Genomic DNA, 25,866 nt, shown 5'->3' with positions numbered 1-25,866 from the left:
CGTTAAACCGGTAGCAGGCCGCGCGCTTCGTCGAAAAAGTGCTGTGCCAGCGGTGTGGCACGGCCAGGCTCAGCGATGACCAGCGCCGCCTGGCGCGCCATCGGCGGCAGCGTGATGGCGCGCTGCTGCAGCCCCTGTAATGAAGCGGCCAGCAGATGACCGACCGGCGACACCAGCAGCCCCAGGCCGACCTGCGCGCACTGCATCAGCTGCATGACAGAGGCGCTCTCCACGATCACCCGGGGCACCAGCGCCGCTTCACGAAAAGCCATATCGAGATAACGCCGGAAATAACGCGTCGGCTCCGCCAGGCAGAGCGGCTGTTGTGCCACTTCATCAAGCGTCAGCGCGGTTTCCCCCACCAGCTCAGGAAAATGGTCGGGATGGAATATGGCTTCAACGCCCCGATCTGCCAGCATCTCGGTCTGAAAATGGAGTTCACGCAGGGTTGCCATCTCGAAAAAACCGATCCCGACATCCACGGTGTGGCTGTTGAGTGCTTCCAGCAACTGGTCAGCACTGAGTACCGCAATGCGATAGTCGAGCTGAGGATAACGCGCCTGCACCGATTTCAGCAGCAGCGGCAGTGCCATGCTGCACTGCGGCACCACGCCAACCCGCAGCGTGCCGTTCACCCCATGTTTCAGCGATTCCACTTCCAGCTTCAGCCCCTGATAAACCGAAACAATTTCCCGCGCCCACGCCAGCACACGGTCGCCCTCCGGCGTAAATCCGGCAAAATTATTGCTGCGGTTAATCAGCGGCAGGCCCAGCTCGCGCTCAAGATTCTTCAGGCGCATAGAGAGGGTTGGCTGTGTAACAAAACTGGCTTCCGCGGCCCGCCCGAAATGGCGTTCACGCTCCAGGTTACACAAGTAAATGAGTTGTTTAATGTCGATGTTAATTATCCATCAGCAGGTTGAAGGCTGTTCGCATTACTGTCTCGTTCGCAGGATCAACCAGAGTATAAGGCTGAATGTTACCCCGCGCAGGCTCGGATGTTTTAACCGCACGGTTCATTTGCATAGGCGGATCGATGAAATCAGGACTCCGCGCCGCCCTGGTTTAAGCAGCAGTGAGGGTTGCGCACTTAAATCATCGCGCCCTGTTGTTTTGCTGGCTTAGTAAAGATGGCATTCAGGGCCAGACAGATTAACCCAAACCCTACGGGCAGCAGGAAATCGTAGCTAAGCAGTCGGTAAAGCCCGATTCCGGCTATCCCTCCAGCAAGGAAAGAAAGCAGGGTCAGACAGTGCAGTCGCAGCCGGCTCAGATAGAGCGGCGCCTCTTTCGGTGACGCTTTACGCCGCAGCACCTCAAACAGCATTGCCAGCTCAATCCCGATATCGGTCGCCGTGCCGGAGATATGGGTGGTGCGAACGCGGGCATTGGAGATCCGCGTCACCACCGCATTCTGCAACCCCATTAAAAAACTCAGGCTCATGATTAACACGACACCAGGTGACCGCGGCGGAAAGTGATTTTCAATCACCCCCAGTGCAATCAGCGCGCTGCCCTCAATCAGGATGACAAAGGCATAGATGGTGCGGATATTTCTGCGGTGCCCGGCATTAATGATCAGCGTTGAACACATGGAACCCGCAATAAACAGAAGAACGATCGACAGAAAAAACAGGCCAGGCCCCAGATTCGCTTTTGCCAGGTGATCGGACAGCAGCGAGACATTACCGGTCATGTTGGCTGAAAAAAAACCGACGATCTCAAAGGCTGCGGTATTCAGTGCGCCTGCGGCAGCGGCAAGCGTACAGGCCAGTCGGGTATCCGCGCTGTTGCTGCGGGCACTTTCCGTGCTGATTAGCATGACCACCCCATATTTACTGGAAAGCCTTATAATCCGCCGATTAGCACTGCACCACAAGGCACTGAATCAAACTCTCCATTCTTTGCCGGGCATTACTCAGCATCGGGACTCAGGCCTCCGCGCTGGATAAACTCAGCGCGGAGTGCCCTGATTAACTGTTTGCCAGACGGAAGGTGGAGACCGACTGCGTCAGATACTGCACCTGCTCTTCCAGCGAGGCAGATGCCGCGGCAGACTCCTGCACCAGCGCCGAGTTCTGCTGTGTGACGCTGTCCATCTCGGTAACGGCCTGCTCAATCTGACCGATACCGCGACTCTGTTCATCAGAAGCGGTTGAGATGTGCTCCATCAGCAGATTCACGCGGCTGACTGAGGAGATAATGGCGCTCATCGCCTCACCGGTCCGGCTGACCTGATCGGAACCGGCATGAATGATCGAAACAGATTCCGCAATCAGCCCCTCAATCTCTTTGGCTGCGGTAGCGCTGCGCTGGGCCAGATTACGGACTTCCCCCGCCACCACCGCAAAACCGCGACCCTGTTCACCCGCCCTGGCGGCTTCGACTGCCGCGTTCAGTGCCAGAATATTGGTCTGGAAAGCGATGCTGTCGATCACGGTGGTGATCTCCTCGATCTTCTTCGAGCTGGCATTAATCAGCGCCATCGATGTCACCACTTCCTGCGAGACTTTTTCGCCACTTTCCGCGTTTTTCACCGCTTCACTGGTCAGGCGGCAGGCTTCAAAGACGTTTTCGGTGTTCTGTTTCACCGTTGCACCCAGCTGTTCCATGCTGGCGGCGGTTTCCGTCAGCGCAGCAGCCTGCTGTTCGGTACGCGAGGCGAGGTCGATGTTGCCCGCCGCAATCTCCTGAGAGGCGGTGGAGACTGAGCGGGTTGAATCGCGCACCTGGAGAATAATGGCGGTGAGCGCGCTGCGCATCTGCTCCAGCGAGCCCATCAGCAACTGAATCTCACTGCGCGAACCGGCTTTGACCGGCACCGTGGTATCAAGGACGCCCGCTGCAATCAGCTTGCAGTGTTCCTGCGCATCATTGATCGGCGAAAGCACATAGCGCTTCATGAAGATGTAAATGGCGACGATGATGGCGAAAAACAGCACGCCAAACAGCCCCAGCAGAGTAATGCCGGAGGTGAAGTGACTCTGTGCATCGCTGTTAAGCTTTTTGGCATAGGTTTCATGCTGAGCCAGCACCCGGTCCAGAATGATTTCATACTGACGGTCAAGGCGAACCACGGTGGCGATCTGATTTTTAAAGCGCACCTGATCGTGCGCTTCTGCCGCCTCAATCAACGGCTGTAAACCCTGCTGACGATAGGCCAGATAAGCCTGGCTATAGGCGTCGGCTTCCGCCTCTTCGCCCGGCAGACGCGGCGCGTTCATATAGGCCTGAAATGCAGCATCCGCTTTGCTGGCCACGGTCCGAACGCTGTCCAGCGTGGCGGGATTGTTTGCGTCACTGCCCTCAATCTCCTTCATGTACTCCATCAGACGCACACGCAGCGTGCGGCTGTGGTTGATGGGGTCAATCACCGAGAGCACCACACGGATCTCTTTGTTAACCGCATTCAGCGAGTGATTGCTCTGGATTAGCAGCCAGGTACTGATTGCCACGCTGGTGAGAAACAGCGCCAGCAGAAAGGAGAAGATAATCAGGGAGGATTTTTTTAACGACATCGCGGTGTTCCGAAAAGTAAGAGGATTAGTCGCTATATCGGCAGAAAGGTACGGCCCATTAGGGCTGGGCTTTTTTTAGTTACAATAAGCGGGACGGCAGCGGGCGGAGCGCTCCGGGGAACAGGGGCTAACCGCCCACGGGCGTCGGGCGGTTAGCGTCATGACTAAGAGTGAAACAGGCTGCCGTTAAGCGACGCCCAGCGCCATTTTTACCTCGTTGGCGATCTTCTCGACCTGCGGGCCGTAGATCACCTGAATGTCGTGCTCGCTGACGCGATTGATCCCATTGGCACCGGTGCTCATCAGCGTCTGATCGACCACCTGATTCATCTCTTTGACCCGTACGCGCAGCCGGGTAAAGCAGCAATCGACATCCTCGATATTGGCCTGCCCGCCCAGCCCGCTGATAATGACCTGAGTCCGTTCATCCGCGGTGACCTGTTGCGGTTTCTCATCCTCCGATTCACGGCCCGGCGTTTCAACATTCATCCGGGTGATCACCAGCCGGAAAGCGTAGTAGTAGATCGGCGCATAGATCACGCCCAGTGCCAGCGTCCACCACCAGTGGGTTTTTGCCCCACCCAGCATGCCGAACACCACCAGGTCGATAACACCGCCCTGCACGTTGCCAATCATCAGATGCAGCATCGACATCAGCATAAACGACAGGCCGGTCAGGAAAGCGTGCAACAGGTAGAGCACCGGTGAGACAAAGATAAAGCAGAACTCCAGCGGTTCGGTGATGCCGGTGGTGAAGGAGGTCAGCGCCCCTGCCATGACCAGTGCTTTGACCCGCTGTTTATGCTCGGGTCGGGCAGTGTGATAGATCGCCAGCGCCGCGGCGGGCAGGCCGAACATCATCACCGGAATCTTACCCTGCGCCAGAAACTGCGTGGCGGTGCGCAGCGTCTCATCGGGGATCGATCCCGGATGAGTCAGTGACGCGTTGAAGATGTTCAGTGCGCCAACCACGGTCTGACCATCGACCACCGCCATGCCGCCAATAGGCGTGAAACGCACGGTTTCGTTAAGGATGTGATGCAGGCCGGTGGGGATCAGGATGCGCTCAAAGGCTCCCAGCAGAAAAGCGCCATACTGCCCGCTTTTGCCAATCATCTGTCCAATCCAGGCGATACCGTCGCCAATGGTCGGCCAGATCAGCGCCAGCAATACTCCGATCAGTGGCAGACAGACCACGGTCACAATCGGCACAAAACGCCGTCCGCCAAAGAAGCTGATCGCGGTAGGCAGTTGCTGGGTATAAAAGCGATTGTGCAGCGCCACCGTTATCAGTCCGGCAATCACCCCGCCCAGTACGCTCATGTTGTAGGTAAAGACGCCCAGCATGTTGATATATTCCGCCGAGGTCATCATGGCGGTGGTCTGATCCATTCCCGCCTGCTGCAGGGCTGCTGGTGTGGTTGTGGCGGCGGTGATCCCTTTGGCCGCCAGCGTCGCGCTGATGCCGACGTTCATCACGATATAGCCAATCACCGCGGCAAAGGCGGCGGTAGGTTTTTCCGCTTTCGCCAGTCCGATGGCACTCGCTACCGCAAAGAAGACCGGCAGATTAGCGAATAGCGCTCCGGCAACCTTGCGAATGAAGCCGATAATTAACTGCGGCACCTGCATCTGCGCAAAGGCATCGCCGGTGACCGCCGGGTTCTGCATGGCCGCCGCCAGCCCAAGGAAGATACCGGCGGCAGCGATGACCGAGATTGGCATCATCAACGCTTTGCCAAATGCATGAATCTGGCTGGTCAGCTGTTTCATGGAGTCGCGCCCTTTCTGATTGTGAACAGCAAGTATTAGCCTGTTGTCGGGAGAACTCCCGTTATCAGCAGGTTAAAGGCGGGTAAAATCTGACCAGCATCACATTTCTGACTTATGCACGATAAACGCCAGCTATCGCACCATTAAGTCAATCAATTAGACAAGGTATGAGGATAGCTGCAGACTTCCTTTCACCATCAGGCTATAACCTGATAACAAACACCAAACAATAATTCCTACTATAAAAAGCCTGCACTCAATATGAAATTTAAACGCCAAATCAAACCCTATCGCGCGGCAGCGGGCGGCTGGGGTTCACTGGAAGCCACCACGCGTTTCGTTCTTGACAGCAAAGCGGCCCTGAAAAATATGCGCAACCTGATGCGCATGAACAAAGCACGCGGTTTTGACTGTCCGGGCTGCGCCTGGGGTGATGACAATAAAAGTACCTTCAGCTTCTGCGAAAACGGCGCCAAAGCGGTGACCTGGGAAGCGACACGCCGGATGGTCGACACCGACTTTTTCGCTAAACACAGCGTAACCACGCTCTATACCCAGAGTGACTACTTCCTGGAATATCAGGGACGTCTGACCCATCCGCTGCGCTACAACGCGGAAACCGACCACTACGAGCCCATCAGCTGGGATGATGCGTTTGCGCTGATCGCGCAGCACATCAAGGCGATGGATCATCCGGATCAGATGGAGCTTTACACCTCCGGTCGCGCCAGCAATGAAGCCTCCTGGCTCTATCAGCTGTTTGGTCGCCTGATGGGGACCAATAACTTCCCTGACTGCTCCAATATGTGCCACGAAGCCAGCGGCACCGGCCTGAAGCGCAGCATTGGCGTCGGTAAAGGCACCATTCGTCTGGATGATTTCGACCACGCAGATGCCATTTTTGTCTTCGGTCAGAATCCCGGCACTAACCATCCGCGTATGCTGCACAGCCTGCGTCACGCTGCCGATCACGGTGCGAAAATCGTCACCTTTAATACCCTGCGTGAACGCGGTCTGGAACGTTTTGCCGATCCGCAGAAACCGCTGGAAGTGGTGACCTCGAAAGCAGGCAACATCAGCTCCTCCTATTACCAGCCGAACCTGGGCGGTGATATGGCGGCGGTGCGCGGCATGGTGAAATCCCTGCTGGAAACCCACCGCGCGCGTCTGGCGGCTGGTGAAAGCGGCCTGTTCGATCAGACCTTTATCAATGCTAAAACCAACGGCATTGAGGCGTATCTCGACGCCGTGGATAACACCAGCTGGATGCAGATTGTGGCGCAGTCGGGCCTGACGCAGGCGCAGATCCGTGAAGCCGCGGCGATCTACCAGAGCGCTGACCGGGTGATCTGTACCTGGGCGATGGGCATCACCCAGCACAAACACTCTGTCGACACGGTGCGCGAGATCACCAACCTGCAGCTGCTGTTTGGCCAGTTGGGCAAAAAAGGCGCAGGCCTCTGCCCGGTTCGCGGTCACAGTAATGTGCAGGGCAACCGCACCATGGGCATCGATGAGAAACCGGCGAAAGCCTTCCTGGATGCGCTGGGGAATCATTTCAATTTCGAGCCCCCGCGTGCGGCAGGCCACAACACCGTGGAAGCGCTGAACGCGATGCTGCGCGATGAAGTGAAAGTGCTGATCGCGCTGGGTGGCAACCTGGCAGCGGCCGCACCCGACTCACCGCGCACCGAAGAGGCGATGTCACGCTGTGGTCTGACCGTGCATATCAGCACCAAACTGAACCGCAGCCATCTGGTGCCAGGTCACGAAGGGCTGATTCTGCCGACGCTGGGCCGCACCGAGCGCGATCTGCAGGCCACCGGCAATCAGTTTATTACCGTGGAAGACTCTTTCAGCATGGTGCACGCCTCTGAAGGGATCGGTATTCCGCTGGCGGAAACACAGCGTTCAGAGACCTGGATTGTTGCCGGTATCGCCGAGGCGGTGCTGGGTGATGAAAAAGTGAAATGGCGCGAGCTGGCGGGTGATTACAACCTGATCCGTGAGCACATTGCCGCGACGATCCCGGGCTTTGCCGACTTTAACGCCAAATGCGATATCCCGGGCGGTTTCTATCTGGGCAACGCAGCAGCCGAGTTGCGCTTCAATACCCCGAGCCAGAAAGCGGAGTTCAACGCCTCGGCGCTGCCGACCTCACTGTTCCCGAATCTTGATCAGGACGTGCCTTTTACCCTGCAGACGCTGCGTTCGCACGACCAGTACAACACCACCATTTACGGCCTTGATGACCGTTACCGTGGCGTGTTTGGTCAGCGTGAAGTGGTGTTCATCAACCCGGACGATATGGCAGGCCTGGGCTTTACTGAAGGCCAGAATGTCGATATCGAAACGCTGTGGAATGATGGCATTACCCGTCGCGTCAGCGGATTCAAACTGGTTCCCTACAATATTCCACGCGGTAACCTGGCGGCCTATTATCCGGAAACCAACCCGCTGGTGCCGCTGAACAGCTTTGGTGATGACAGTGGTACACCGACCTCAAAATCGGTGCCGGTGAAGCTGGAACTCTCTGAGGCACTGGCCGATCAGCGCATCGCCTGACAGCCCTTTCACTCCCCCCTAAAAAGCCGGCTCGTCCGGCTTTTTGCCTTGCCGCGCGACGTCGATTCGCGTAAAACTGTCAGCCGCAATCAGCCAACGAAACGTAAAAATTATGTTCCAGGATAACCCGCTGCTCGCGCAGCTGAAAGAGAAGCTCCATTCGCAAACGCCTCGTGCTGAAGGCGTCGTAAAAGGCACTGAAAAAGGCTTCGGCTTTCTGGAAGTCGATGCGCAAAAAAGTTACTTCATTCCGCCACCGCAGATGAAGAAAGTGATGCACGGCGATCGTATCACCGCCGTGATCCACAGCGATAAAGATCGCGAAAGCGCTGAGCCGGAAACCCTGGTTGAGCCGTTCCTGAGCCGCTTTGTTGGCCGGGTACAGAAGAAAGACGATCGCCTGTCGATTGTGCCGGATCATCCCCTGCTGAAGGATGCGATCCAGTGTCGCCCTGCGCGCGATGTCAGCCATGAGTTTGAAAATGGTGACTGGGCCGTGGCGGAGATGCGTCGCCATCCGCTGAAAGGCGATCGCGGCTTTTATGCCGAACTTACCGATTTTATTGTCAAAGCTGATGACCATCTGGCGCCGTGGTGGGTGACGCTGTCGCGTCATAACCTTGAGCGTGAAGCGCCCGATGTCAGTTTTGGCGAGATGCTGGATGAAAATCTGACGCGTGAAGATCTGACCGCGCTGGATTTCGTTACCATCGACAGCGCCAGCACCCAGGATATGGATGATGCGCTCTTTGCGGAAGCCCTGAACGATGGCGCCCTGCGTCTGACTATCGCTATCGCCGACCCTACCGCCTATGTGCCGGAAGGCAGTCAGCTCGATAAGCTGGCGGCGCAGCGTGCGTTTACCAACTACCTGCCGGGCTTTAACATCCCGATGCTGCCGCGCGAACTCTCTGATGATGTCTGCTCGCTGCGTCCGAATGTGCGCCGTCCGGCCCTGGCCTGCCGCGTGACCGTGGCAGCCGATGGCAGCTTAGGTGATGACGTTGAGTTCTTTGCCGCCTGGATCGAATCCAAAGCCAAGCTGGCATATGACGACGTCTCTGACTGGCTGGAAAACAGCGGCGCATGGCAGCCGGAAAGTGAAGCGATTGCTGAACAGATTCGCCTGCTGCATCGCCTCTGCCTGGCGCGCAGCGAATGGCGTCAGACCCACGCGCTGGTGTTTAAAGATCGCCCGGATTACCGCTTCCTGCTGGGTGAAAAAGGTGAAGTGCTGGAGATCGTGGCTGAACCGCGCCGCATCGCTAACCGCATTGTCGAAGAGTCTATGATTCTGGCCAACGTCTGCGCGGCGAAAGTGCTGCGTGACCGTCTCGGTTTTGGTATCTATAACGTCCATGCCGGTTTCGATGCCACCAATGCTGAACAGGCCGCCGCCGTGCTGGCCAACCATGGTATTACCGTGGATGCGCAGGCAATTACCACGCTGGAAGGCTTCCGGGTGCTGCGTCGTGAGCTTGATGCCCAGCCGACCCAGTTCCTCGACAGCCGGATCCGTCGCTTCCAGACCTTCGCTGAGATCAGCACCGAGCCTGGCCCGCACTTTGGCCTGGGACTTGAGGCTTACGCCACCTGGACCTCACCGATTCGTAAGTTCGGCGACATGATCAACCATCGACTGCTGAAAGCAATTATTCGCGGTGAGCAGATCGCTCGTCCGGATGATGCGCTGACGGTGACGATGAGTGAGCGCCGCCGCCTGAACCGTATGGCGGAACGTGATGTTGGCGACTGGCTCTACGCCCGTTATCTGGCGCCGTTTGCGGCCACCGACCGTCGCTTCAGCGCCGAGATTATCGATGTATCCCGTGGTGGCATGCGTGTTCGCCTGCTGGAGTTTGGCGCGGTCGCCTTTATCCCGGCTCCGTTCATTCACGCGGTGCGTGATGAGCTGGTTTGCAGCCAGGAAAATGGCAGCGTACAGATAAAAGGCGAAGTGGTTTACCGTGTGACCGATGTGATTGATGTCACCATCGCCGAAGTCCGCATGGAAACCCGCAGCGTCGTGGCACGTCCTGCCGTCTAAGTAGTGATGTTCTGAGCAGTCAATCAGGCGGGATAACTCCGGTTATCCCGCCTGTTTCCGCCCCGCCCGCATTGCAAAAAAGTTAAATTTGTACCCCGCTTCACACTTCTCCACTGATTAACTTTCACTTACATTCCATTACATTAAGTTTGACTCGTTGTTTTCGATCGCTTTCCTCTCGGTCCTCACAAGGAGTTAGTCATGAAAAACGTCAAAACCAGTGCGATCTGGTTAGTGGTGGCGTTAATCGGCGCGGGCGCTTTCGCCATGCTGGCCCTCAGCCGCGGCGAACACGTCAACGCAGTCTGGCTGGTGATAGCCGCTGTCGCCTGTTACAGCATCGCTTACCGCTTCTACAGCCTGTTTATCGCCCGCAATATTTTCGAACTGGACGACCGCCGGATGACGCCTGCTGAGCGGCTGAGCGACGGGCTCGATTATGTCCCGACCAATAAATGGGTGCTGTTTGGCCATCACTTTGCGGCTATCGCCGGTGCCGGCCCGCTGGTGGGTCCGATTCTGGCGGCGCAGATGGGCTTTCTGCCGGGCACCATCTGGATCCTGGTCGGGGTGATGCTGGCGGGTGCAGTACAGGATTTCCTGATCCTGTTTATCTCGACCCGTCGTGATGGCCGTTCACTGGGCGAGATGGCGCGGCAGGAGCTGGGTGCGTTTGCCGGTGTGGTGACCATGCTCGGCGCGCTGGGCGTCATGATCATTATTCTGTCGGCGCTGGCGCTGGTAGTGGTCAAGGCGCTGGCGAACAGCCCGTGGGGACTCTTTACCATCGCGGCCACCATTCCGATTGCGCTGTTTATGGGCGTCTACATGCGCTTTATCCGGCCCGGTAAAATCGCCGAAGTTTCACTGATTGGCTTTGTGCTGATGATGGCGGCGATTATCTATGGCGGTGACGTAGCCCAGCATCCTTACTGGGGGCCCTTCTTTACCCTGAAAGGCACCTCACTGACCTGGGTGCTGGTGATCTACGGCTTTATTGCCTCCGTGCTGCCGGTCTGGCTGCTGCTGGCTCCGCGTGACTACCTTTCGACCTTTCTTAAAATCGGCGTGATTGTCGGGCTGGCGGTGGGGATTGTCTTTGCCATGCCAGAGATGAAAATGCCGGCGGTCACCAAATTTATCGACGGCACCGGCCCGGTCTTCTCCGGCGCGATGTTCCCGTTCCTGTTTATTACTATTGCCTGCGGTGCCATCTCCGGCTTCCATGCGCTGGTCTCCAGCGGCACCACGCCAAAACTGGTGGAACGGGAAAGTCATATCCGCTTTATTGGCTATGGCGCTATGCTGATGGAATCCTTTGTGGCGATCATGGCGCTGATTTGTGCCTCGGTGCTCGATCCGGGCGTCTACTTTGCCATGAACTCCCCGGCTGCACTGATTGGTACCACCGTTGAAAGCGCCTCTCAGGTGATCAACGGCTGGGGCTTTGTCGTCACGCCGGAAATGCTGAGCGGCATCGCCCGTGATGTGGGTGAAGGCTCGATCCTGTCCCGCGCAGGCGGCGCGCCAACCTTCGCGGTGGGGATGGCCCACATCATTACCGAGATCTTTAACAGTCGGGCGATGATGGCCTTCTGGTATCACTTCGCCATCCTGTTTGAAGCGCTGTTCATTCTGACGGCGGTCGATGCCGGTACCCGCGCCTGCCGTTTTATGGTGCAGGATCTGGTGGGCACCGTGGTGCCTTCTATGGCGAATAACCGCTCCTGGCTGGGCAATATGGCCGGCACGACCGTGGCGGTCGCAGGCTGGGGCTTCTTTGTCTATCAGGGCGTGGTCGATCCGCTGGGCGGCATTAACACCCTGTGGCCGCTGTTTGGTATCGGCAATCAGATGCTGGCGTCCATGGCGCTGATCCTCGGCACCGTGGTGCTGTTCAAAATGAAAAAGCAGCGTTACGCCTGGGTAACTATCCTGCCAACCGTCTGGCTGTTTATCACCTCGATGACTGCCGGCTGGCAGAAAATCTTCCATGAAAAACCTTCTATTGGCTTCCTGGCGCAGGCGAATAAGTTCCGCAAAGGGCTGGATGAAGGGGTGATCATCGCCCCGGCAAAAAGCGTGGCGGATATGCAGACTATCGTCTTCAGCAATCAGATTAATGCGGCCCTGTGCGCCTTCTTTATGCTGGTGGCGGTCACGATGCTGATCTCTGCGTTCTTTGTCATTCGCCGGGCGCTGCGCAGCGATCTTCCTACTACGCATGAGTCCGTTGTGACGCTGCGCAACAAGGAGGTGCGTCATGTCTGATGCTATTCATCAGTCCCAGCGTCCGCAGGGAGAGTGGCAGATTATCCGCTGCCAGCCTGCCGCCTCCCCACAGCCACAGGCATTCAGCTGGCGGGGATTCTGGCGCGGCCTGCAACAGTGTTTTCGCTTAATGGTCGGGGTGCAGGATTATCAAAAATATCTGCAGCATATGCGACTGCATCATCCCGATCAGCCGCCGATGAATGAGCGCGATTTCCACCGTTACTGTCTTGATGCCCGCTTCCCCAGCCAGGCAGGCAAACTGGGTAAATGTCCCTGCTGACCGCACTAAACAGCCCCGCATAGTCGGGGCTTTTTTGTGCCATTCTTATCTGGATGGGAAAATATATTCGGTTTGCATCTTGTGCTGGCGTCAGATGATGAATACTGTTGCTAAAATAATGAGATAACGCCTGCAGAGCACTTCCCGGAGGAAGTTTCCATGACCGATGAACAAGGGCAAACGTTGTTGTACACCCTTTTCGGTACAACCAGCCCTCATTGGCGTCTGACCGCGGACAGCGATGCGTTGCATTTTGCCGAAGATGAGTCGTCACAAACTAATATCGCCCTGCCGTTAACTCCCGGCCAGGCAGCCATGATACGCGCGATGCCGGTCATCACTTCAAGCATCAATCTGACTATGACGCTGCAGGGCATTGATGTTCCGATGCATTTTGTCGGACGCAAAGTGAACCAGGCGACATGGGCAGGAACCGCTTCTGCCTGGGGCGATACCTCAGCGGTAGCCCGCGACTTAACCCTGGGTCTTTCATTCGCCGAACAGGTGGTTTCTTAAGCCAACTCGGTGATAGTGATCCTCGATCAGCGCGGCAATATTCAGCGTTTTAATCGTCTTAGTGAAGAATATACCGGTCTGAATGAGCATGAGGTTATTGGCCGTAACGTCTTTCAGCTTTTTATGACCAAACAGGAGGCTTCTCAGTCACGACGCAACATCGCGGGCTTCTTCCGTGACGGCAACTCCTATGAGGTTGAGCGCTGGGTTAAAACCAAAAAAGGTCAGCGACTGTTTCTGTTTCGTAATAAGTTTGTTCACAGCGGCAGTGGCAAAAATGAAATTTTCCTCATCTGTTCTGGCACCGACATAACCGAGGAGCGACGCGCCCAGGAACGCCTCCGGGTGCTGGCAAACACCGATACGGTGACCGGTTTGCCTAATCGCAACGCAATTCATCAACAGATTAGCCTGGCGCTGGAGCGATCTGAGCGCGATGAGACCGGCGTGGTCTACCTCGATCTCGATAATTTCAAAAAAGTGAACGACGCCTACGGTCATATGTTCGGCGATCAGTTACTGCAGGCGGTCTCACTGGCGATTCTTAGCTGTCTGGGTAAAGACCAGACCCTGGGCCGGCTGGGTGGCGATGAGTTTGTGGTGCTGGCTGAGCACACCAGCCAGGCTGCGCTGGAGGCGATGTCCTCCCGCATTCTTGAGCGCCTGCGTCAGCCTTTCCGTATCGGACTGATCGAAGTGTACAGCGGCTGCTCTATCGGGATCGCTTTCGCGCCGCTGCACGGTGAAGATCGCGAGAGCCTTATTCGCAATGCTGACACCGCGATGTATCACGCCAAAGAGAATGGTCGCGGCAAGTTCTGCGTTTTTGCGGCAGAGATGAACCAGCGGGTCTTTGAATACCTGTGGCTGGACACCAATCTGCGTAAGGCGCTGGAGCTGGATCACCTGCTGGTGCATTACCAGCCGAAAATCGACAGTGATGGTGAAGTCCGCAGTGCCGAAGCGCTGGTACGCTGGAACTCACCCGAGCGCGGCCTGGTCTCCCCCGCTGATTTCATTCCCTATGCCGAAGAGTCGGGGCTGATTGTGCCGCTTGGACGCTGGGTCATGCTCAATGTGCTGAAACAGATTATCGTCTGGCGCCAGCAGGGCATTTTTCTGCGCGTCGCCGTCAACGTGTCGGCACGTCAGCTGATTGATCAAAGCATCTATACTGACCTGAAACAGGCGCTGCATGAGGCGAATATCACCGACTGTCCTATCGATATTGAGCTCACAGAAAGCTGCCTGATAGAGAATGAAGCTGAAGCCTTGCGGCTGATGAAGCAGTTTCAGGAGCTGGGCGCACAGGTTCATCTGGATGACTTCGGTACCGGTTACTCATCGCTTTCTCAGCTCGCACGTGTGCCGATCAATGCCATTAAGCTCGACCAAAGCTTTATCCGCGATATTAATAAACAGCCCGTCTCACAATCGCTGGTACGAGCTATCGTCGCCGTCGCCAAGGCGCTCGATTTGCAGGTGATTGCAGAGGGTATTGAAACCCCGGATGAAGAGAAGTTTGTCCTTAATAGTGGTGTCGATGGGCGTCAGGGCTACTACTACGCAAAACCAATGCCCGCGGAACAGTTTGGGCATTGGCTGGCTAAGCATCCTGCCCGCGTTTAACGCTAATTCAATTAACCCGCTTTACGCAGTGATGCGCTGTGGCGGTTTTGTAGCTGAACCAGGCGTTCCATGTAAGCAATGTCTTTAGGTTCGATGGTAAAGGCGTAATCGACCCAATCTTCGGTAATATCCATCAGCTCAGCGCGTGACAATTGCAGCACGCGCTGACGCGCTTTCAGCATAGCCCGCACGCCGTTGAGTTTAGGACGTAACGTATCGATAAAGGTGCGGGTGGCGCGGTAACTGTCGCCAGGCTGGAAGACTTTATCCACCAGACCGCGCGTTTCATACCACTCAGCGCTGTGGGACTCCCCTTCACAAATTAACTCCTCTGCCAGTTTCATGCCGGAGCGACGCGCGACCAGTGAGTAGCCGCCCATGCCGGGAAAGAGGTTAAACGCAATTTCCGGAAAGCCCATCCGCGCGTTGTTCTGCGCCAGAATGAAGTGATGCGCCAGCGCCGCTTCGAATCCGCCGCCTAACGCACTGCCCTCAATCATCGCCAGCGTCACCGCGCCGGTATCAAACCCCCGTGCTGCCGAATGGATGCAGTCAACGCAGGCACGGGCATAGGCCCGCAGCGCCTCGCGGCGGTTGTTGCGAATGCACTCGACGAAGAAGCGCAGATCGCCACCGGCGTTGAACATCTGTGGCACCAGAGAGCCGGTAACCCAGAAGTCGATCGGCAGACCAGAACGCTGAGCGGCGTAGCTCAGATTCATGATCTCCTCAATCAGTTCATGGTTGAAGCTCGGACGGGGTTGTGCACGCAACATCATCCACATAGTACGACGCCCTTCTTCGTAATAGGCGACTAACTGCGTGGTGTTGCCGACTTCGGTAAATAATCTGCACGTTGCTTGGTTAATAACTGTCATTGTCTCATCCTCTGTTTATATTTGATGCGTAAAATACGCCACATCAGCGTAATGCAGAGTGAGGCCAGACCAAATGAGAGATTGATTTACAACACAAAATCCAGAGTGATCCCCGACTCGCGCGTCGGGGATTGATTAGGCGGGTTACTTAATAGCGGCACGCTGCTCCACCGCAACATGAAGACGCTTAACACGTTTTGAATAGATGGCCGTGATGATTGGCACCAGCACGGAGGTCACAATAACGGAGGTCGCCACCAGCGCTGTGGCAGCAGGGGCAATCGGTTTAAACTGCGGCAGCATTTCGGCAATCAGCACCGGTGTCGCCACCGCTGCACCTGCCGTACTGGATGCAGCCACGCCAGCCGTGCCATCTCCGCCACCAATCAGCCGATCGGTCAGAATGAGTGGGATACCGGTAATGATGATCACCGACACGCCCAGCATGATGCCCAGCAGTCCGGTTTCCGCAATGACCCCCAGGTTAATGGTGTTACCCAGAGCAAAGGCGAAGAAAGGAATCAGCGTATGGACCGCTTTTCCGAAGAAGTCGCGCAGCTCCGGATCAAGATTCCCTAATGCAAATCCCACAATAAATGGCAGGACCGCCCCCACAAACACGTGCGGCTCGAATGAGGCGATGCCGGCGGTGCCCAGGATAACCATGGTCATTAATGGCCCGGACTCCAGAGACATCAGCACAAACGCACCTGCCTCCTCTTTGGAACCATATTGCTGCATGATCGAGGCATAAAGGCCGCCATTGGTCATATCCATGGCAGCCACCAGCGCCAGCGTCGACAACCCGGCAAACATCCCTACTTCTACGCCATTCTCCGGCATCACCCGTGAGGCGATGGCAGCTACAACCCAGGCGACGGCAATCTTGGTAAGCACCAGCGTGCCCGATTTTCGCAGTACCGTCCCGGTGGCGCTGAATTTAATCGACGCGCCCATACAGAAAAACCAGACGGCCAGAATGGGCACCGTGCCGGTCATCAGGCCATTGGTGAAAGAACCGAAATATTTCCCGGCGCCCGGAGAAAACGTATGACAGAGTGCGCCGATAAAGAGCGGAATGAGCATCATACCGCCCGGAATTTTGTCTATTGCACGTTTGATATGCATATGGATGTCACCTTTGCTATGCCAGAGAGTGGAGCAGGAAGTGCCCGAAGGCGATGCAAGCAAAGTAGTGACTTGAGGTAACCAAAACAGTGATCGCTTCGATAAAATGAAACGCTGTTTTATTTTTAATGGGCGGTTGTTTTGATAACTATGATGGAGATCGCCATACCAGTCTCAGATGAGACTAAAAAAAGGGACGCCGTGGCGTCCCGCTTGCTATTTTTGCCCATACCAGGCGTTCTCGCCATGCTTTCGCAGGTAGTGCAGATCAAGCAGCGTCTGGTTAATCGGCGGCAGATTAGCGGTCAGTTGCTGACTGAACAGGCCCATATATGCCACCTCCTCCAGCACAACCGCGCTGTGTACCGCTGCATGGGCGTCTTTGCCCCAGGCAAACGGGCCATGAGAGTTGACCAGTACCGCCGGAATCGCCGAAGGAGACAACCCGCGTTGCGCAAAAGTCTCGATAATCACCTCACCGGTGTTCCACTCGTAGTCGTGCTGAATCTCTTCATTGCGCATCGACCGGGTACAGGGGATCTCACCATAGAAGTCATCGGCGTGGGTGGTTCCCCAGGCAGGAATCGGTCGTCCTGCCTGGGCCCAGATGGTCGCATGCCGCGAATGGGTATGGACAATGCCACCCACCTCCGGCCAGGCGAGGTAAAGCGCGCGGTGCGTCGCCGTGTCCGATGAGGGGCGTTTATCCCCTTCCACCACGTCGCCACTCGCCAGATCGACCACAACCATGTCATCGCGCGTCATCACTTCATAGCGCACGCCGGAAGGTTTAATCACCAGCAAACCCTGTTCGCGATCAACAGCGCTGACATTGCCCCAGGTGAATGTCACCAGGTTGTATTTGGGTAGATCCAGATTCGCTTCCAGAACCTGTTGTTTCAGGTGTTCCAGCATCTATTTTCTCCTGCTGACAATCGTCCCTGAATTTTGCGGAGTCGGACGCGAAAGAGTTATGGAGCAAATGGCTATAAACGCAGAAGGAATGGCTGTGAATGCAAAAATGTGTCGTGATTTCAGAATTTTCTATCTTCGGAATTTAACCAGAACGCTTAGAATCCTCTCAGGCAATGCGTGGCCCTGTCGGGTTTGCATTGTGACTCTCCCGCTACAAACGGTTTGTCCATGGTGATCACATTTCCATGCCGACACGGATGCGGCAATGATGCGACACAAGCGGGCTGAGGAAATATCGGAGCTATACTAAGAGTGTTGCCTCTGTGAGCACATCAAAGGAGAAGTGTATGACAACAACAATGAAACGAATCACTGCCGTTGTACTGGCGACCACGTTAGCTGTTGCACTGAGCGGCTGTTCTAACTGGTCTAAACGTGACCGCAACACCGCTATTGGCGCGGGCGCGGGTGCGATTGGGGGTTCAGTATTGACCAATGGTAGCGCACTCGGCACAGTCGGTGGCGCCGCTGTCGGTGGTATTATCGGTCATCAGGTCCACTAAAGACCTTATTAAAAGAATAATCGGCTACGCTAAGCATCTACACGACAATCGGGCTACTTCGGTAGCCCGATTTTTTTATTCAGCCGCCCGCCAGTTTGACCTTCATGCCTTTGGCTTCCAGCAGGCTTTTCAGTAAATCGCGCTTATCCCCCTGAATTTCGATAACACCCTCTTTCACCGAACCCCCGCAGCCGCACTTCTTTTTGAGTTCGGCCGCCAGCAGCGTCAATGCCGCGTCGTCCAGGTCGATACCGGTAATCAGACAGACGCCTTTTCCCTTGCGGCCACTGGTCTGGCGCTGGATACGCACAATACCATCCCCTTTTGGCCGCTCCTTCGCTGGCTCCGGCTGGGTAATGCGTCCGCTGTCGGTTGAGTAAACCAGTGGATTATCCTTCGCCATTATTGTGTCTCCAGACTGTGCAGGATCGCCTGCAGAGTGGCGGCGGGATCGGCGGATTGGGTGATCGGACGCCCGATAACCATATAGTCCACGCCCGCCTGCTTCGCCTGCTCAGGTGTCATGATGCGACGCTGATCGCCTGCATCACTGCCTGCCGGGCGAATCCCCGGCGTAACCAGTGCAAAGTCCTGACCTAAAACCTGTTTGAAGCGGACAGCCTCATGGGCGGAACAGACCACACCATCCAGCCCGCACGACAGGGTCAGCTTCGCCAGTCGCTCTGCCTGTTCGGCAGGCGAAAGCGTAATGCCCAGCCCTTTGAGATCCTCTGAATCCATACTGGTCAGTACAGTCACCGCAATAAGCAGAGGCGCATCCTTACCAAAGGGAAGCAGTGCCTCACGCGCCGCGTTCATCATCCGTGCCCCGCCACTGGCATGGACGTTGACCATCCAGACCCCGAGATCGGCAGCGGCCGCCACGGCATGAGCGGTGGTGTTGGGAATATCGTGGAATTTAAGATCGAGAAAGATTTCAAAGCCGCGCTGCTGCAGAGTGTTAACCAGCGAGGGGCCAAATAGCGTAAACATCTCTTTGCCCACTTTAAGGCGGCAACTGCGGGGATCGATCTGGTCGACAAAACGCAGTGCGCTGTCGAGGTCATGATAATCCAGCGCTACCAGAATCGGCGAAGCGGTCACGTTATGGGGTGAAGGCATGGCATTTCCTCTGCAACAGGCGCCCGCAGGCGCATTAGACAAACGGCAAGCATTCTACCTGCGGTGTCTGACCATCACAATCGCCATTGCCCTCCTGCCTGGCAAATTCTGCTCTGTTGCTGAGGGCTGTAAGCTAACTTAACCTATAGTATGTTGTAACTACAATGGACTATTAACAGTGCGGCAGTAACGGCTGGTTTACTGGCCGTCGAGGCCGCGGATAGGCTTAACCGAAGACCAGGTGCGGCAGGATGGGCAATGCCAGTAGAGTGCGTGGGCGGTAAAGCCGCACTTCTGGCAGCGATAGCGCGGCTTGGTGCGGATCTGTTCGCCAACCATGTCGCGCAACACCATCAGGCTCTCTTTCGCGCGGCCATCTTCCGCCTCATGCAGATTCAAATCCATCAGGCGGTGGAACACACGCATGGTAGGATGACGCTGCAGCTGACGGCTGATGTAATTCTGGGCCGCTTCGGATCCCTGTTGCTGCTCAAGGATGTCAGACAGATAGAGCTCCGCAGCCGCGCCGGTGTTCTCTTCAACACAGCGATGAAGAAACTCTGACCAGGCGTCTGGCTGATTGAGCTGCTGGAAACAGGTTTCCAGCATCCCCAGCGTTTCACTCACCAGCTCTTTATCCTGCTCCAGCACCCGCTGCAGATGGCCCACCGCTTTGGCGTAATCCCCTTTTTCCATCAGGATACGGCCCATCATGATCGAGATGCGTGCGCTGTTGCGATCGGCCGACTCCCCTTTCTTCAGCAGGTTCATGGCACGATCGAGATCGTCGCTGCTCATCGCCTGCAGAGCCAGCTCGCAGTAGAAGTGGGCTATTTCGCCTTTCTGCTTCTCTTTGCCAAGCTTAACCAGCCGCTCTGCGACCTCAATCGCCTGCTGCCAGTCGCTGGTTGCCTGGTGGATCAGCAGCAGTTGCTGCAGCGCACCCACCCGAAAGTCAGTTTCATCGGTGAGCTGCTTAAACATATCTTCCGCGCGGTCATATAAGCCCGCCGCCATATAGTCGCGGCCCAGTTGCTGTACGGCGAGCAGTCGCTGCTCATAGCTCAGGGAAGCGCTTTCCATTAAAGCCTGATGGATGCGGATAGCGCGGTCGACTTCCCCGCGCGAACGGAACAGATTGCCCAGCGTCAGGTGCGCTTCAACCGTGCCGCTGTCCTCTTTCAGCATATCAAGGAAGAGGTCGACCGCTTTGTCCTGCTGATTGGAGAGCAGGAAGTTTACGCCAGCGACATATTCACGTGACAGTCGGTTGGCTTCCTGTTGCTTATCCTGATGCGCGCTGCGACGGCCCATATACCAGCCATACGCTGCCGCCACCGGCAGTAACAGAAACAGCAATTCATGCATCAGGGATTATTCCCGGCCAGCCGGAGAAGATGGCGTAGTCGCCAGGGCGGTACTCTGCTCGATTTGGGTCTGCATACGCTTAATTTTCCGGTTGGCATTCGCCAGGGAGACGCGGGTCCGTAACCAGAACAAACCGCAGATAATCCAGCCAAGCACGAAACCTGCGCCAAACAGGGATGCCAGTAAGGTCGAGATGCTGAACTCACCCTGCGCCAGCAGATAGTTAAAAGTAATGACCTGATCGTTATGCGCACCCAGGGTGACGGAAATAATGAAAATGACCAGTACCACTAAAAAAATCAGCAAATATTTCACAGTGCATCCTGTTGTGAGGTTGTCGGGTAGAATTATGCCAAAACTCCAGCAAAAATGCTGCTCCCAGCAGCATCGGGCGAGTCGCTTTTACGCAGACCCGTCTAATAATATGGGGTCTTACGGGTGAATTACAATCAGGGCTCCCGCTGCGCCATCTCTTTTTGCTCTTCCGGCGGCAGCGTCAGCGGGCCACAGAATCGCTGCGCCAGCCAGGTGGCAATGGTGACCAGTAGCCAGGAGAGTATGGTTGCCATCGCCAGATCGCGTGGCCAGTGCATACCCAGCAGCAGACGACTCGCCATCACGCCGGCGGCCCACAGAAAGATCACTACCACGGTTTTATAGTGCCGACGCGGCCAGAGCAGACCCAATGCCAGCAGCGCCCAGCTGGCGGCAAACATAGTATGTCCCGACGGGAAAGCGAAACCGGTTTCAAACGCCCAGTGCCGTTTCAGCCAGCCTGGGATCTGCGTCTCATCGGCAATCAGTGAGGTTACCATCTCGCCACGCTGTTTGCGCTTCAGCTCGTAGAAGGTCTTTTCATCCAGCCCGTGATGCTGTTCCAGCCAGATCACATAGGGACGCGGCTCCTGAATCTGCTCTTTGATATAGGATTTAGTGTATTGCCCGGCCAGAATGGTGGCGTTCATGATCAGCAGCAGCAGGATGGCTGGCTTCAGCCGAAAGCGCAGGCACCAGAGCATCCAGGCACTCAGCACGACGCTGGTAACAATGCCCCAGGGGTTGGTGACGGTCTCGGTCATCCAGAAGAGACCTTTCAGCAGCGCATTGCTTTCATCTGGTTGCCAGCGCCAGCCGCTCAGCCAGACCGCAACCGGCATAATCAGCAGCAGCAGCATTCCAAAGGTGGTACGACGTGAAATCTTAAACATCCTCTTCCCTTATCCCGGCGTCAAAAGAGAGCAATTCCATAACTTTAGCTTAAAAAAGAATAACATAACCGTTGCCGATTGGATAATTGTGCTTTATCACTGCAATTGGTATCAGAGATTACCAGCCCGCTAGCGGGTTGTGGCACAATATTGCACGTTTGTCGGGCCACACTGGCCTGTGCACTATCATGATGATAGTGCATCCTCTGAAGGTTCTGGAGAGTCACATGCAGCTTAAACGGGTGGCAGAAGCCAAACTGCCCACGCCATGGGGAGATTTCCTGATGGTTGGTTTTGAAGAACTGGCAACCGGACATGACCACGTTGCACTGGTTTTTGGCGATATTAATGATAATGAGCCGGTACTGGCGCGCGTTCACTCTGAATGCCTGACCGGCGATGCACTCTTCAGCCTGCGTTGCGACTGTGGTTTTCAGCTGGAAGCCGCCCTCAATGCCATCGCAGAAGAGGGTCGCGGCGCACTGCTCTATCACCGTCAGGAAGGCCGTAACATCGGTCTGCTGAACAAAATCCGTGCCTATGCGTTGCAGGACAAAGGTTATGACACGGTAGAAGCGAACCATCAGCTGGGCTTTGCCGCCGATGAGCGCGACTTCACGCTGTGCGCCGATATGTTCAAACTGCTGGGCGTTAATGAAGTGCGACTGCTGACCAATAACCCGCGTAAAGTGGAGATCCTCAGCGAAGCCGGGATCAACATTGTTGAACGCGTGCCGCTGGTCGTGGGACGTAATCCGAAGAATGCGCACTATCTGGATACGAAAGCGGAAAAGATGGGGCATCTGCTGCCGAAGTCATAATTAAGCTGGGACTCACTGGCATCTGCCCCCTGAAGAAGCCAAATCTGAGAGAATCCTGAAGCAACGGATTAGCTCAACGCGCAGGATGCACAGTCAGAAGAGGAAAGCGTCCCGCCGCCCGGATAAAAACGCCGGGAGCGTTTTTGAACAACGCAAAGCGTTGGCCCGGTACGGGCGCACCTCCGGGATGAGGTGCGTAATTGCGCGGGCCGGGCATGTCATGGACTGGCATTAGCGTCTTTCCGATCTGACCGTGTTCCTGTGCAGCCACGGTCTCACAGCTTCTTATTACAGACTTTGTAAGCTACATAAAAAAGCCGGGTCTCCCCGGCTTTTTTTTCAGTCCAGCATATTGCGGATAACGTAGTGCAGGATGCCGTCATTGCGATAATAGGTCAGCTCATTACCGGTATCGATGCGACAGCGAGTGTCCAGCTCTTCCTTACTGCCGTCAGCTCGGGTCAGCGTCACTTTAACGCTGCAGCCTGGCGTCAGTGCCTGAAGATTTTCCACGTCAATGCGCTCCTCACCGGTCAGCCCAAGGCTTTTGCGAGTCACGCCCTGCGGGAACTCCAGTGGCAGGATGCCCATCCCAATCAGGTTTGAGCGGTGAATACGCTCAAAAGATTCCGCAATCACTACCCTGACCCCCTGCAGACGTGGTCCTTTCGCCGCCCAGTCGCGGCTTGAACCAGAGCCATACTCAAGACCAGCGATGACCGCCAGCGGCACGCCTTCCGCCTGATATTTCATTGCCGCATCATAGATGGCCAGCTGTTCGCCACTTGGGTAATGTCGGGTATAACCACCCTCCACGCCGGGCACCATTTCATTGCGGATACGGATGTTGGCGAACGTGCCGCGCATCATCACTTCATGGTTACCGCGACGCGAACCATAGGAGTTAAAGTCTGTACGCTCCACGCCGTGTGACAGCAGATACCGGCCAGCCGGACTTTCCGCTTTGATGCTGCCCGCCGGTGAAATATGGTCAGTGGTGACCGAGTCGCCCAGCATGGCCAGCACCCGCGCACCGCGAATATCCTGCACCGGCTTAGGCTCTTTCTCCATATCGTCAAAGAAAGGTGACAGACGAATATAAGTCGAGCCCTCATCCCAGTCGTAAGTCGCCGCTTCACTGACCTTAATCTCCTGCCACTCTGGCGTACCGTCGAAGACTTCAGCGTACTCTTTATGGAACATGTCGCTGGTGACCTGCTGCACGGCCGTCGCGATCTCTTCCGGTGAAGGCCAGATATCTTTCAGGTAGACCGGCTGGCCCTGACGATCGTGGCCCAGCGGCTCGGTCTGCAGGTTGATCTTCATGTTACCCGCCAGCGCGTAGGCCACCACCAGCGGCGGCGACGCCAGCCAGTTGGTTTTAATCAGCGGATGAATACGGCCTTCAAAGTTGCGGTTGCCGGACAGCACAGCACCTACTGTAAGGTCGCCTGCTTTAATTGCAGACTCGATCTCATCTTTCAGCGGGCCGGAGTTACCGATACAGGTGGTGCAGCCATAACCAACCAGATTAAAGCCCAGCTCGTCGAGATAGGAGGTCAGTTGCGCGACGGCCAGGTAGTCTGAGACAACTTTAGAACCGGGTGCCAGTGAGGCTTTGACCCAGGGCTGACGTTTCAGACCCCGCTCGACCGCTTTCTTCGCCAGTAAACCGGCCGCCATTAAGACGCTGGGGTTGGAGGTGTTAGTACAGGAGGTAATCGCACTGATCACCACCGCCCCATCGGTCAACTTATGCGTCAGCCCGGTATCACTGTCGATATACTCAACGTTTTTATGGGGTTTCTGCGCCTGATTCACTTCCAGCTCGTTGCTGGCATCAAACGCGGCGGGCACATCGCCCAGTGACACCCGATCCTGCGGACGTTTTGGTCCTGCGAGACTCGATTCCACCTCGTTCATATCCAGCGCCAGAGTGCTGGTAAAACGCGGCTCATCGCCAGGATTGCGCCACAGCCCCTGCGCTTTGGCATAGGCTTCCACTAATGCTACCTGTTCGGCATCACGTCCGGTCAGGGTCATGTAGCTCAGCGTGACGTCATCAACCGGGAAGAATCCGCAGGTCGCGCCATATTCCGGTGCCATGTTGGCGATGGTCGCGCGGTCTGCCAGCGGCAGATCGGCCAGGCCATCACCGTAAAATTCAACGAATTTACCGACAACGCCGTGCTTACGCAGCATCTGGGTAACGGTCAACACGAGGTCGGTTGCCGTAATGCCCGCCCGCAGTTTGCCCGTGAGTTTGAAACCCACCACATCCGGGATAAGCATTGAGACAGGCTGACCGAGCATGGCGGCTTCGGCTTCGATTCCCCCTACTCCCCATCCCAGCACGCCAAGCGCGTTGATCATGGTGGTGTGAGAGTCCGTACCGACCAGGGTATCGGGCCAGGCATACTCTTCACCATTCACGGTTTCATGCCAGATCGCCTTGCCGAGATATTCCAGGTTCACCTGATGGCAAATACCGGTGCCAGGCGGCACCACGCGGAATTTATCAAACGCCTTCTGGCCCCAGCGGAGAAAGACGTAGCGCTCATGGTTTCGCTCCATCTCCAGCCGGACGTTCTCTTCAAAGGCGTCATCATCGCCAAAATGGTCAACCGTGACCGAGTGGTCGATGACCAGATCAACCGGGGACAGCGGATTAACTTTCGCCACATCGCCGCCTAGCCGATTCACTGCTTCTCGCATCGCAGCAAGGTCAACTACCGCAGGCACGCCAGTAAAGTCCTGCATTAATACACGGGCTGGCCGGTAGGCAATTTCACGATCGGCGTGGGCATCTTTTTGCCAGTCAACCAGCGCCTGGATGTCCTCCGTCGTAACAGAGTCACCATCCTGATAGCGCAGTAAATTTTCCAGCAGGACTTTAAGGGATTTTGGCAGGCGATCGATATTGCCAAGGTGTTGAGCAGCATGGGGAAGACTGAAGATGTGATATTTTTTGGTGTCGACCTGCAGTACTTCCTGACTCTGCTCGCGTAGGGTAGACGACATAGCTCCTCCTTTCATTCATGGTCTTTAAACCTTAGAGAGACAAAGGTTTATGTTAAAGATAGACCACAAATTCGTTAACGTTTTGATTACAACACAAATTGCTACAATCGCTCGCAAACGAAAATGCCCCGTGAAGTCACGAGGCATCATAAAAAGGTGTTTTAATTCAAATTACAGGGTTATCCACACCGCCGCAGACCAGAACGCAAAGGAGAATGCATACGCGCTGAGCCAGGACAT

At 56.0% G+C, this 25,866-nt stretch carries 19 protein-coding genes and 1 pseudogene; 7 read left to right on the top strand and 13 right to left on the bottom strand.

Going from position 1 to position 25,866, the window contains the following annotated elements:
• Positions 1 to 2: 2 nt before the first annotated feature.
• From EPG66_RS01630 to EPG66_RS01615, 4 genes are all read right to left on the bottom strand, one after another.
• Positions 3 to 899, bottom strand: a complete 897-nt coding sequence (locus EPG66_RS01630; protein WP_182686025.1) for a LysR substrate-binding domain-containing protein — start codon at positions 897 to 899, stop codon at positions 3 to 5.
• A gap of 191 nt (positions 900 to 1,090) precedes the next feature.
• Positions 1,091 to 1,822, bottom strand: coding sequence for a YoaK family protein (locus EPG66_RS01625; RefSeq protein ID WP_031591569.1), 732 nt, complete (start codon positions 1,820 to 1,822; stop codon positions 1,091 to 1,093).
• A 151-nt stretch (positions 1,823 to 1,973) separates the two neighbouring features.
• The gene (locus EPG66_RS01620; RefSeq protein WP_039386313.1) at positions 1,974 to 3,518 is read right to left on the bottom strand and encodes a methyl-accepting chemotaxis protein; all 1,545 of its coding nucleotides are present in this window, start codon (positions 3,516 to 3,518) and stop codon (positions 1,974 to 1,976) included.
• 186 nt (positions 3,519 to 3,704) lie between these two features.
• Positions 3,705 to 5,291 (bottom strand): PTS transporter subunit EIIC, encoded by a 1,587-nt coding sequence (locus EPG66_RS01615; protein WP_182685784.1) that lies wholly within the window; start codon positions 5,289 to 5,291, stop codon positions 3,705 to 3,707.
• 261 nt (positions 5,292 to 5,552) lie between these two features.
• Between EPG66_RS01615 and EPG66_RS01610 the strand changes: the two genes are divergently transcribed.
• The 5 genes and pseudogenes from EPG66_RS01610 (at position 5,553) to pdeR (ending at position 14,602) form a co-directional block, all read left to right on the top strand.
• Positions 5,553 to 7,856, top strand: a complete 2,304-nt coding sequence (locus tag EPG66_RS01610) for an FdhF/YdeP family oxidoreductase (protein WP_182685783.1) — start codon at positions 5,553 to 5,555, stop codon at positions 7,854 to 7,856.
• Positions 7,857 to 7,968: 112 nt separating this feature from the next.
• On the top strand, positions 7,969 to 9,903 hold the full coding sequence (locus EPG66_RS01605; protein WP_182685782.1) for an exoribonuclease II: 1,935 nt from the start codon (positions 7,969 to 7,971) through the stop codon (positions 9,901 to 9,903).
• 201 nt (positions 9,904 to 10,104) lie between these two features.
• Complete coding sequence (locus EPG66_RS01600) at positions 10,105 to 12,174, top strand: carbon starvation CstA family protein (protein WP_039386305.1); 2,070 nt, start codon at positions 10,105 to 10,107, stop codon at positions 12,172 to 12,174.
• Positions 12,167 to 12,457, top strand: a complete 291-nt coding sequence (locus EPG66_RS01595; protein WP_182685781.1) for a YbdD/YjiX family protein — start codon at positions 12,167 to 12,169, stop codon at positions 12,455 to 12,457. Before EPG66_RS01600 ends, EPG66_RS01595 begins: the two co-directional genes overlap by 8 nt.
• A 159-nt stretch (positions 12,458 to 12,616) precedes the next feature.
• Positions 12,617 to 14,602: pseudogene (gene pdeR, locus EPG66_RS01590) on the top strand (cyclic di-GMP phosphodiesterase).
• Positions 14,603 to 14,613: 11 nt separating this feature from the next.
• Here pdeR and EPG66_RS01585 read toward each other — a convergent pair.
• The 3 genes from EPG66_RS01585 to araD form a co-directional block, all read right to left on the bottom strand.
• The gene (locus tag EPG66_RS01585) at positions 14,614 to 15,480 is read right to left on the bottom strand and encodes a crotonase/enoyl-CoA hydratase family protein (protein WP_003853843.1); all 867 of its coding nucleotides are present in this window, start codon (positions 15,478 to 15,480) and stop codon (positions 14,614 to 14,616) included.
• Positions 15,481 to 15,624: 144 nt separating this feature from the next.
• Complete coding sequence (kdgT, locus tag EPG66_RS01580; protein ID WP_083067934.1) at positions 15,625 to 16,608, bottom strand: 2-keto-3-deoxygluconate transporter; 984 nt, start codon at positions 16,606 to 16,608, stop codon at positions 15,625 to 15,627.
• Between the two features lie 216 nt (positions 16,609 to 16,824).
• Positions 16,825 to 17,523: an L-ribulose-5-phosphate 4-epimerase gene (gene araD / locus EPG66_RS01575; protein WP_031591582.1), complete on the bottom strand. Its 699-nt coding sequence runs from the start codon at positions 17,521 to 17,523 to the stop codon at positions 16,825 to 16,827.
• Positions 17,524 to 17,870: 347 nt separating this feature from the next.
• Here araD and osmB point away from each other — a divergent pair, with 347 nt between their 5' ends.
• A complete protein-coding gene (gene osmB / locus EPG66_RS01570; protein ID WP_003853848.1) occupies positions 17,871 to 18,086 on the top strand; it encodes an osmotically-inducible lipoprotein OsmB in 216 nt (71 codons plus the stop codon).
• A 79-nt stretch (positions 18,087 to 18,165) separates the two neighbouring features.
• On the opposite strand, the gene yciH is transcribed toward osmB, so the two are convergent.
• From yciH to pgpB, 5 genes are all read right to left on the bottom strand, one after another.
• The gene (gene yciH, locus EPG66_RS01565) at positions 18,166 to 18,489 is read right to left on the bottom strand and encodes a stress response translation initiation inhibitor YciH (protein ID WP_010244495.1); all 324 of its coding nucleotides are present in this window, start codon (positions 18,487 to 18,489) and stop codon (positions 18,166 to 18,168) included.
• Positions 18,489 to 19,208, bottom strand: a complete 720-nt coding sequence (pyrF, locus tag EPG66_RS01560) for an orotidine-5'-phosphate decarboxylase (RefSeq protein ID WP_182685780.1) — start codon at positions 19,206 to 19,208, stop codon at positions 18,489 to 18,491. Before pyrF ends, yciH begins: the two co-directional genes overlap by 1 nt.
• 198 nt (positions 19,209 to 19,406) lie before the next feature.
• A complete protein-coding gene (gene lapB, locus EPG66_RS01555) occupies positions 19,407 to 20,576 on the bottom strand; it encodes a lipopolysaccharide assembly protein LapB (RefSeq protein ID WP_182685779.1) in 1,170 nt (389 codons plus the stop codon).
• Positions 20,577 to 20,582: 6 nt separating this feature from the next.
• Positions 20,583 to 20,891 (bottom strand): LapA family protein, encoded by a 309-nt coding sequence (locus tag EPG66_RS01550; protein ID WP_010244487.1) that lies wholly within the window; start codon positions 20,889 to 20,891, stop codon positions 20,583 to 20,585.
• A gap of 134 nt (positions 20,892 to 21,025) precedes the next feature.
• Positions 21,026 to 21,784, bottom strand: a complete 759-nt coding sequence (gene pgpB / locus EPG66_RS01545; protein ID WP_064704260.1) for a phosphatidylglycerophosphatase B — start codon at positions 21,782 to 21,784, stop codon at positions 21,026 to 21,028.
• A gap of 227 nt (positions 21,785 to 22,011) precedes the next feature.
• On the opposite strand from pgpB, the gene ribA reads away from it, so the two are divergent.
• The gene (gene ribA / locus EPG66_RS01540) at positions 22,012 to 22,605 is read left to right on the top strand and encodes a GTP cyclohydrolase II (RefSeq protein WP_010244482.1); all 594 of its coding nucleotides are present in this window, start codon (positions 22,012 to 22,014) and stop codon (positions 22,603 to 22,605) included.
• 339 nt (positions 22,606 to 22,944) lie between these two features.
• Here ribA and acnA read toward each other — a convergent pair whose 3' ends face one another.
• A complete protein-coding gene (acnA, locus tag EPG66_RS01535) occupies positions 22,945 to 25,626 on the bottom strand; it encodes an aconitate hydratase AcnA (protein ID WP_182685778.1) in 2,682 nt (893 codons plus the stop codon).
• Between the last annotated feature and the right edge of the window lie 240 nt (positions 25,627 to 25,866).

It is taken from the genome of Pantoea pleuroti, from assembly GCF_014156615.1.
Lineage (GTDB): Bacteria > Pseudomonadota > Gammaproteobacteria > Enterobacterales > Enterobacteriaceae > Pantoea > Pantoea agglomerans.
The sequence above is the reverse complement of the archived record's forward strand: the minus strand, read 5'-3'. Positions and strand labels throughout refer to the sequence as shown.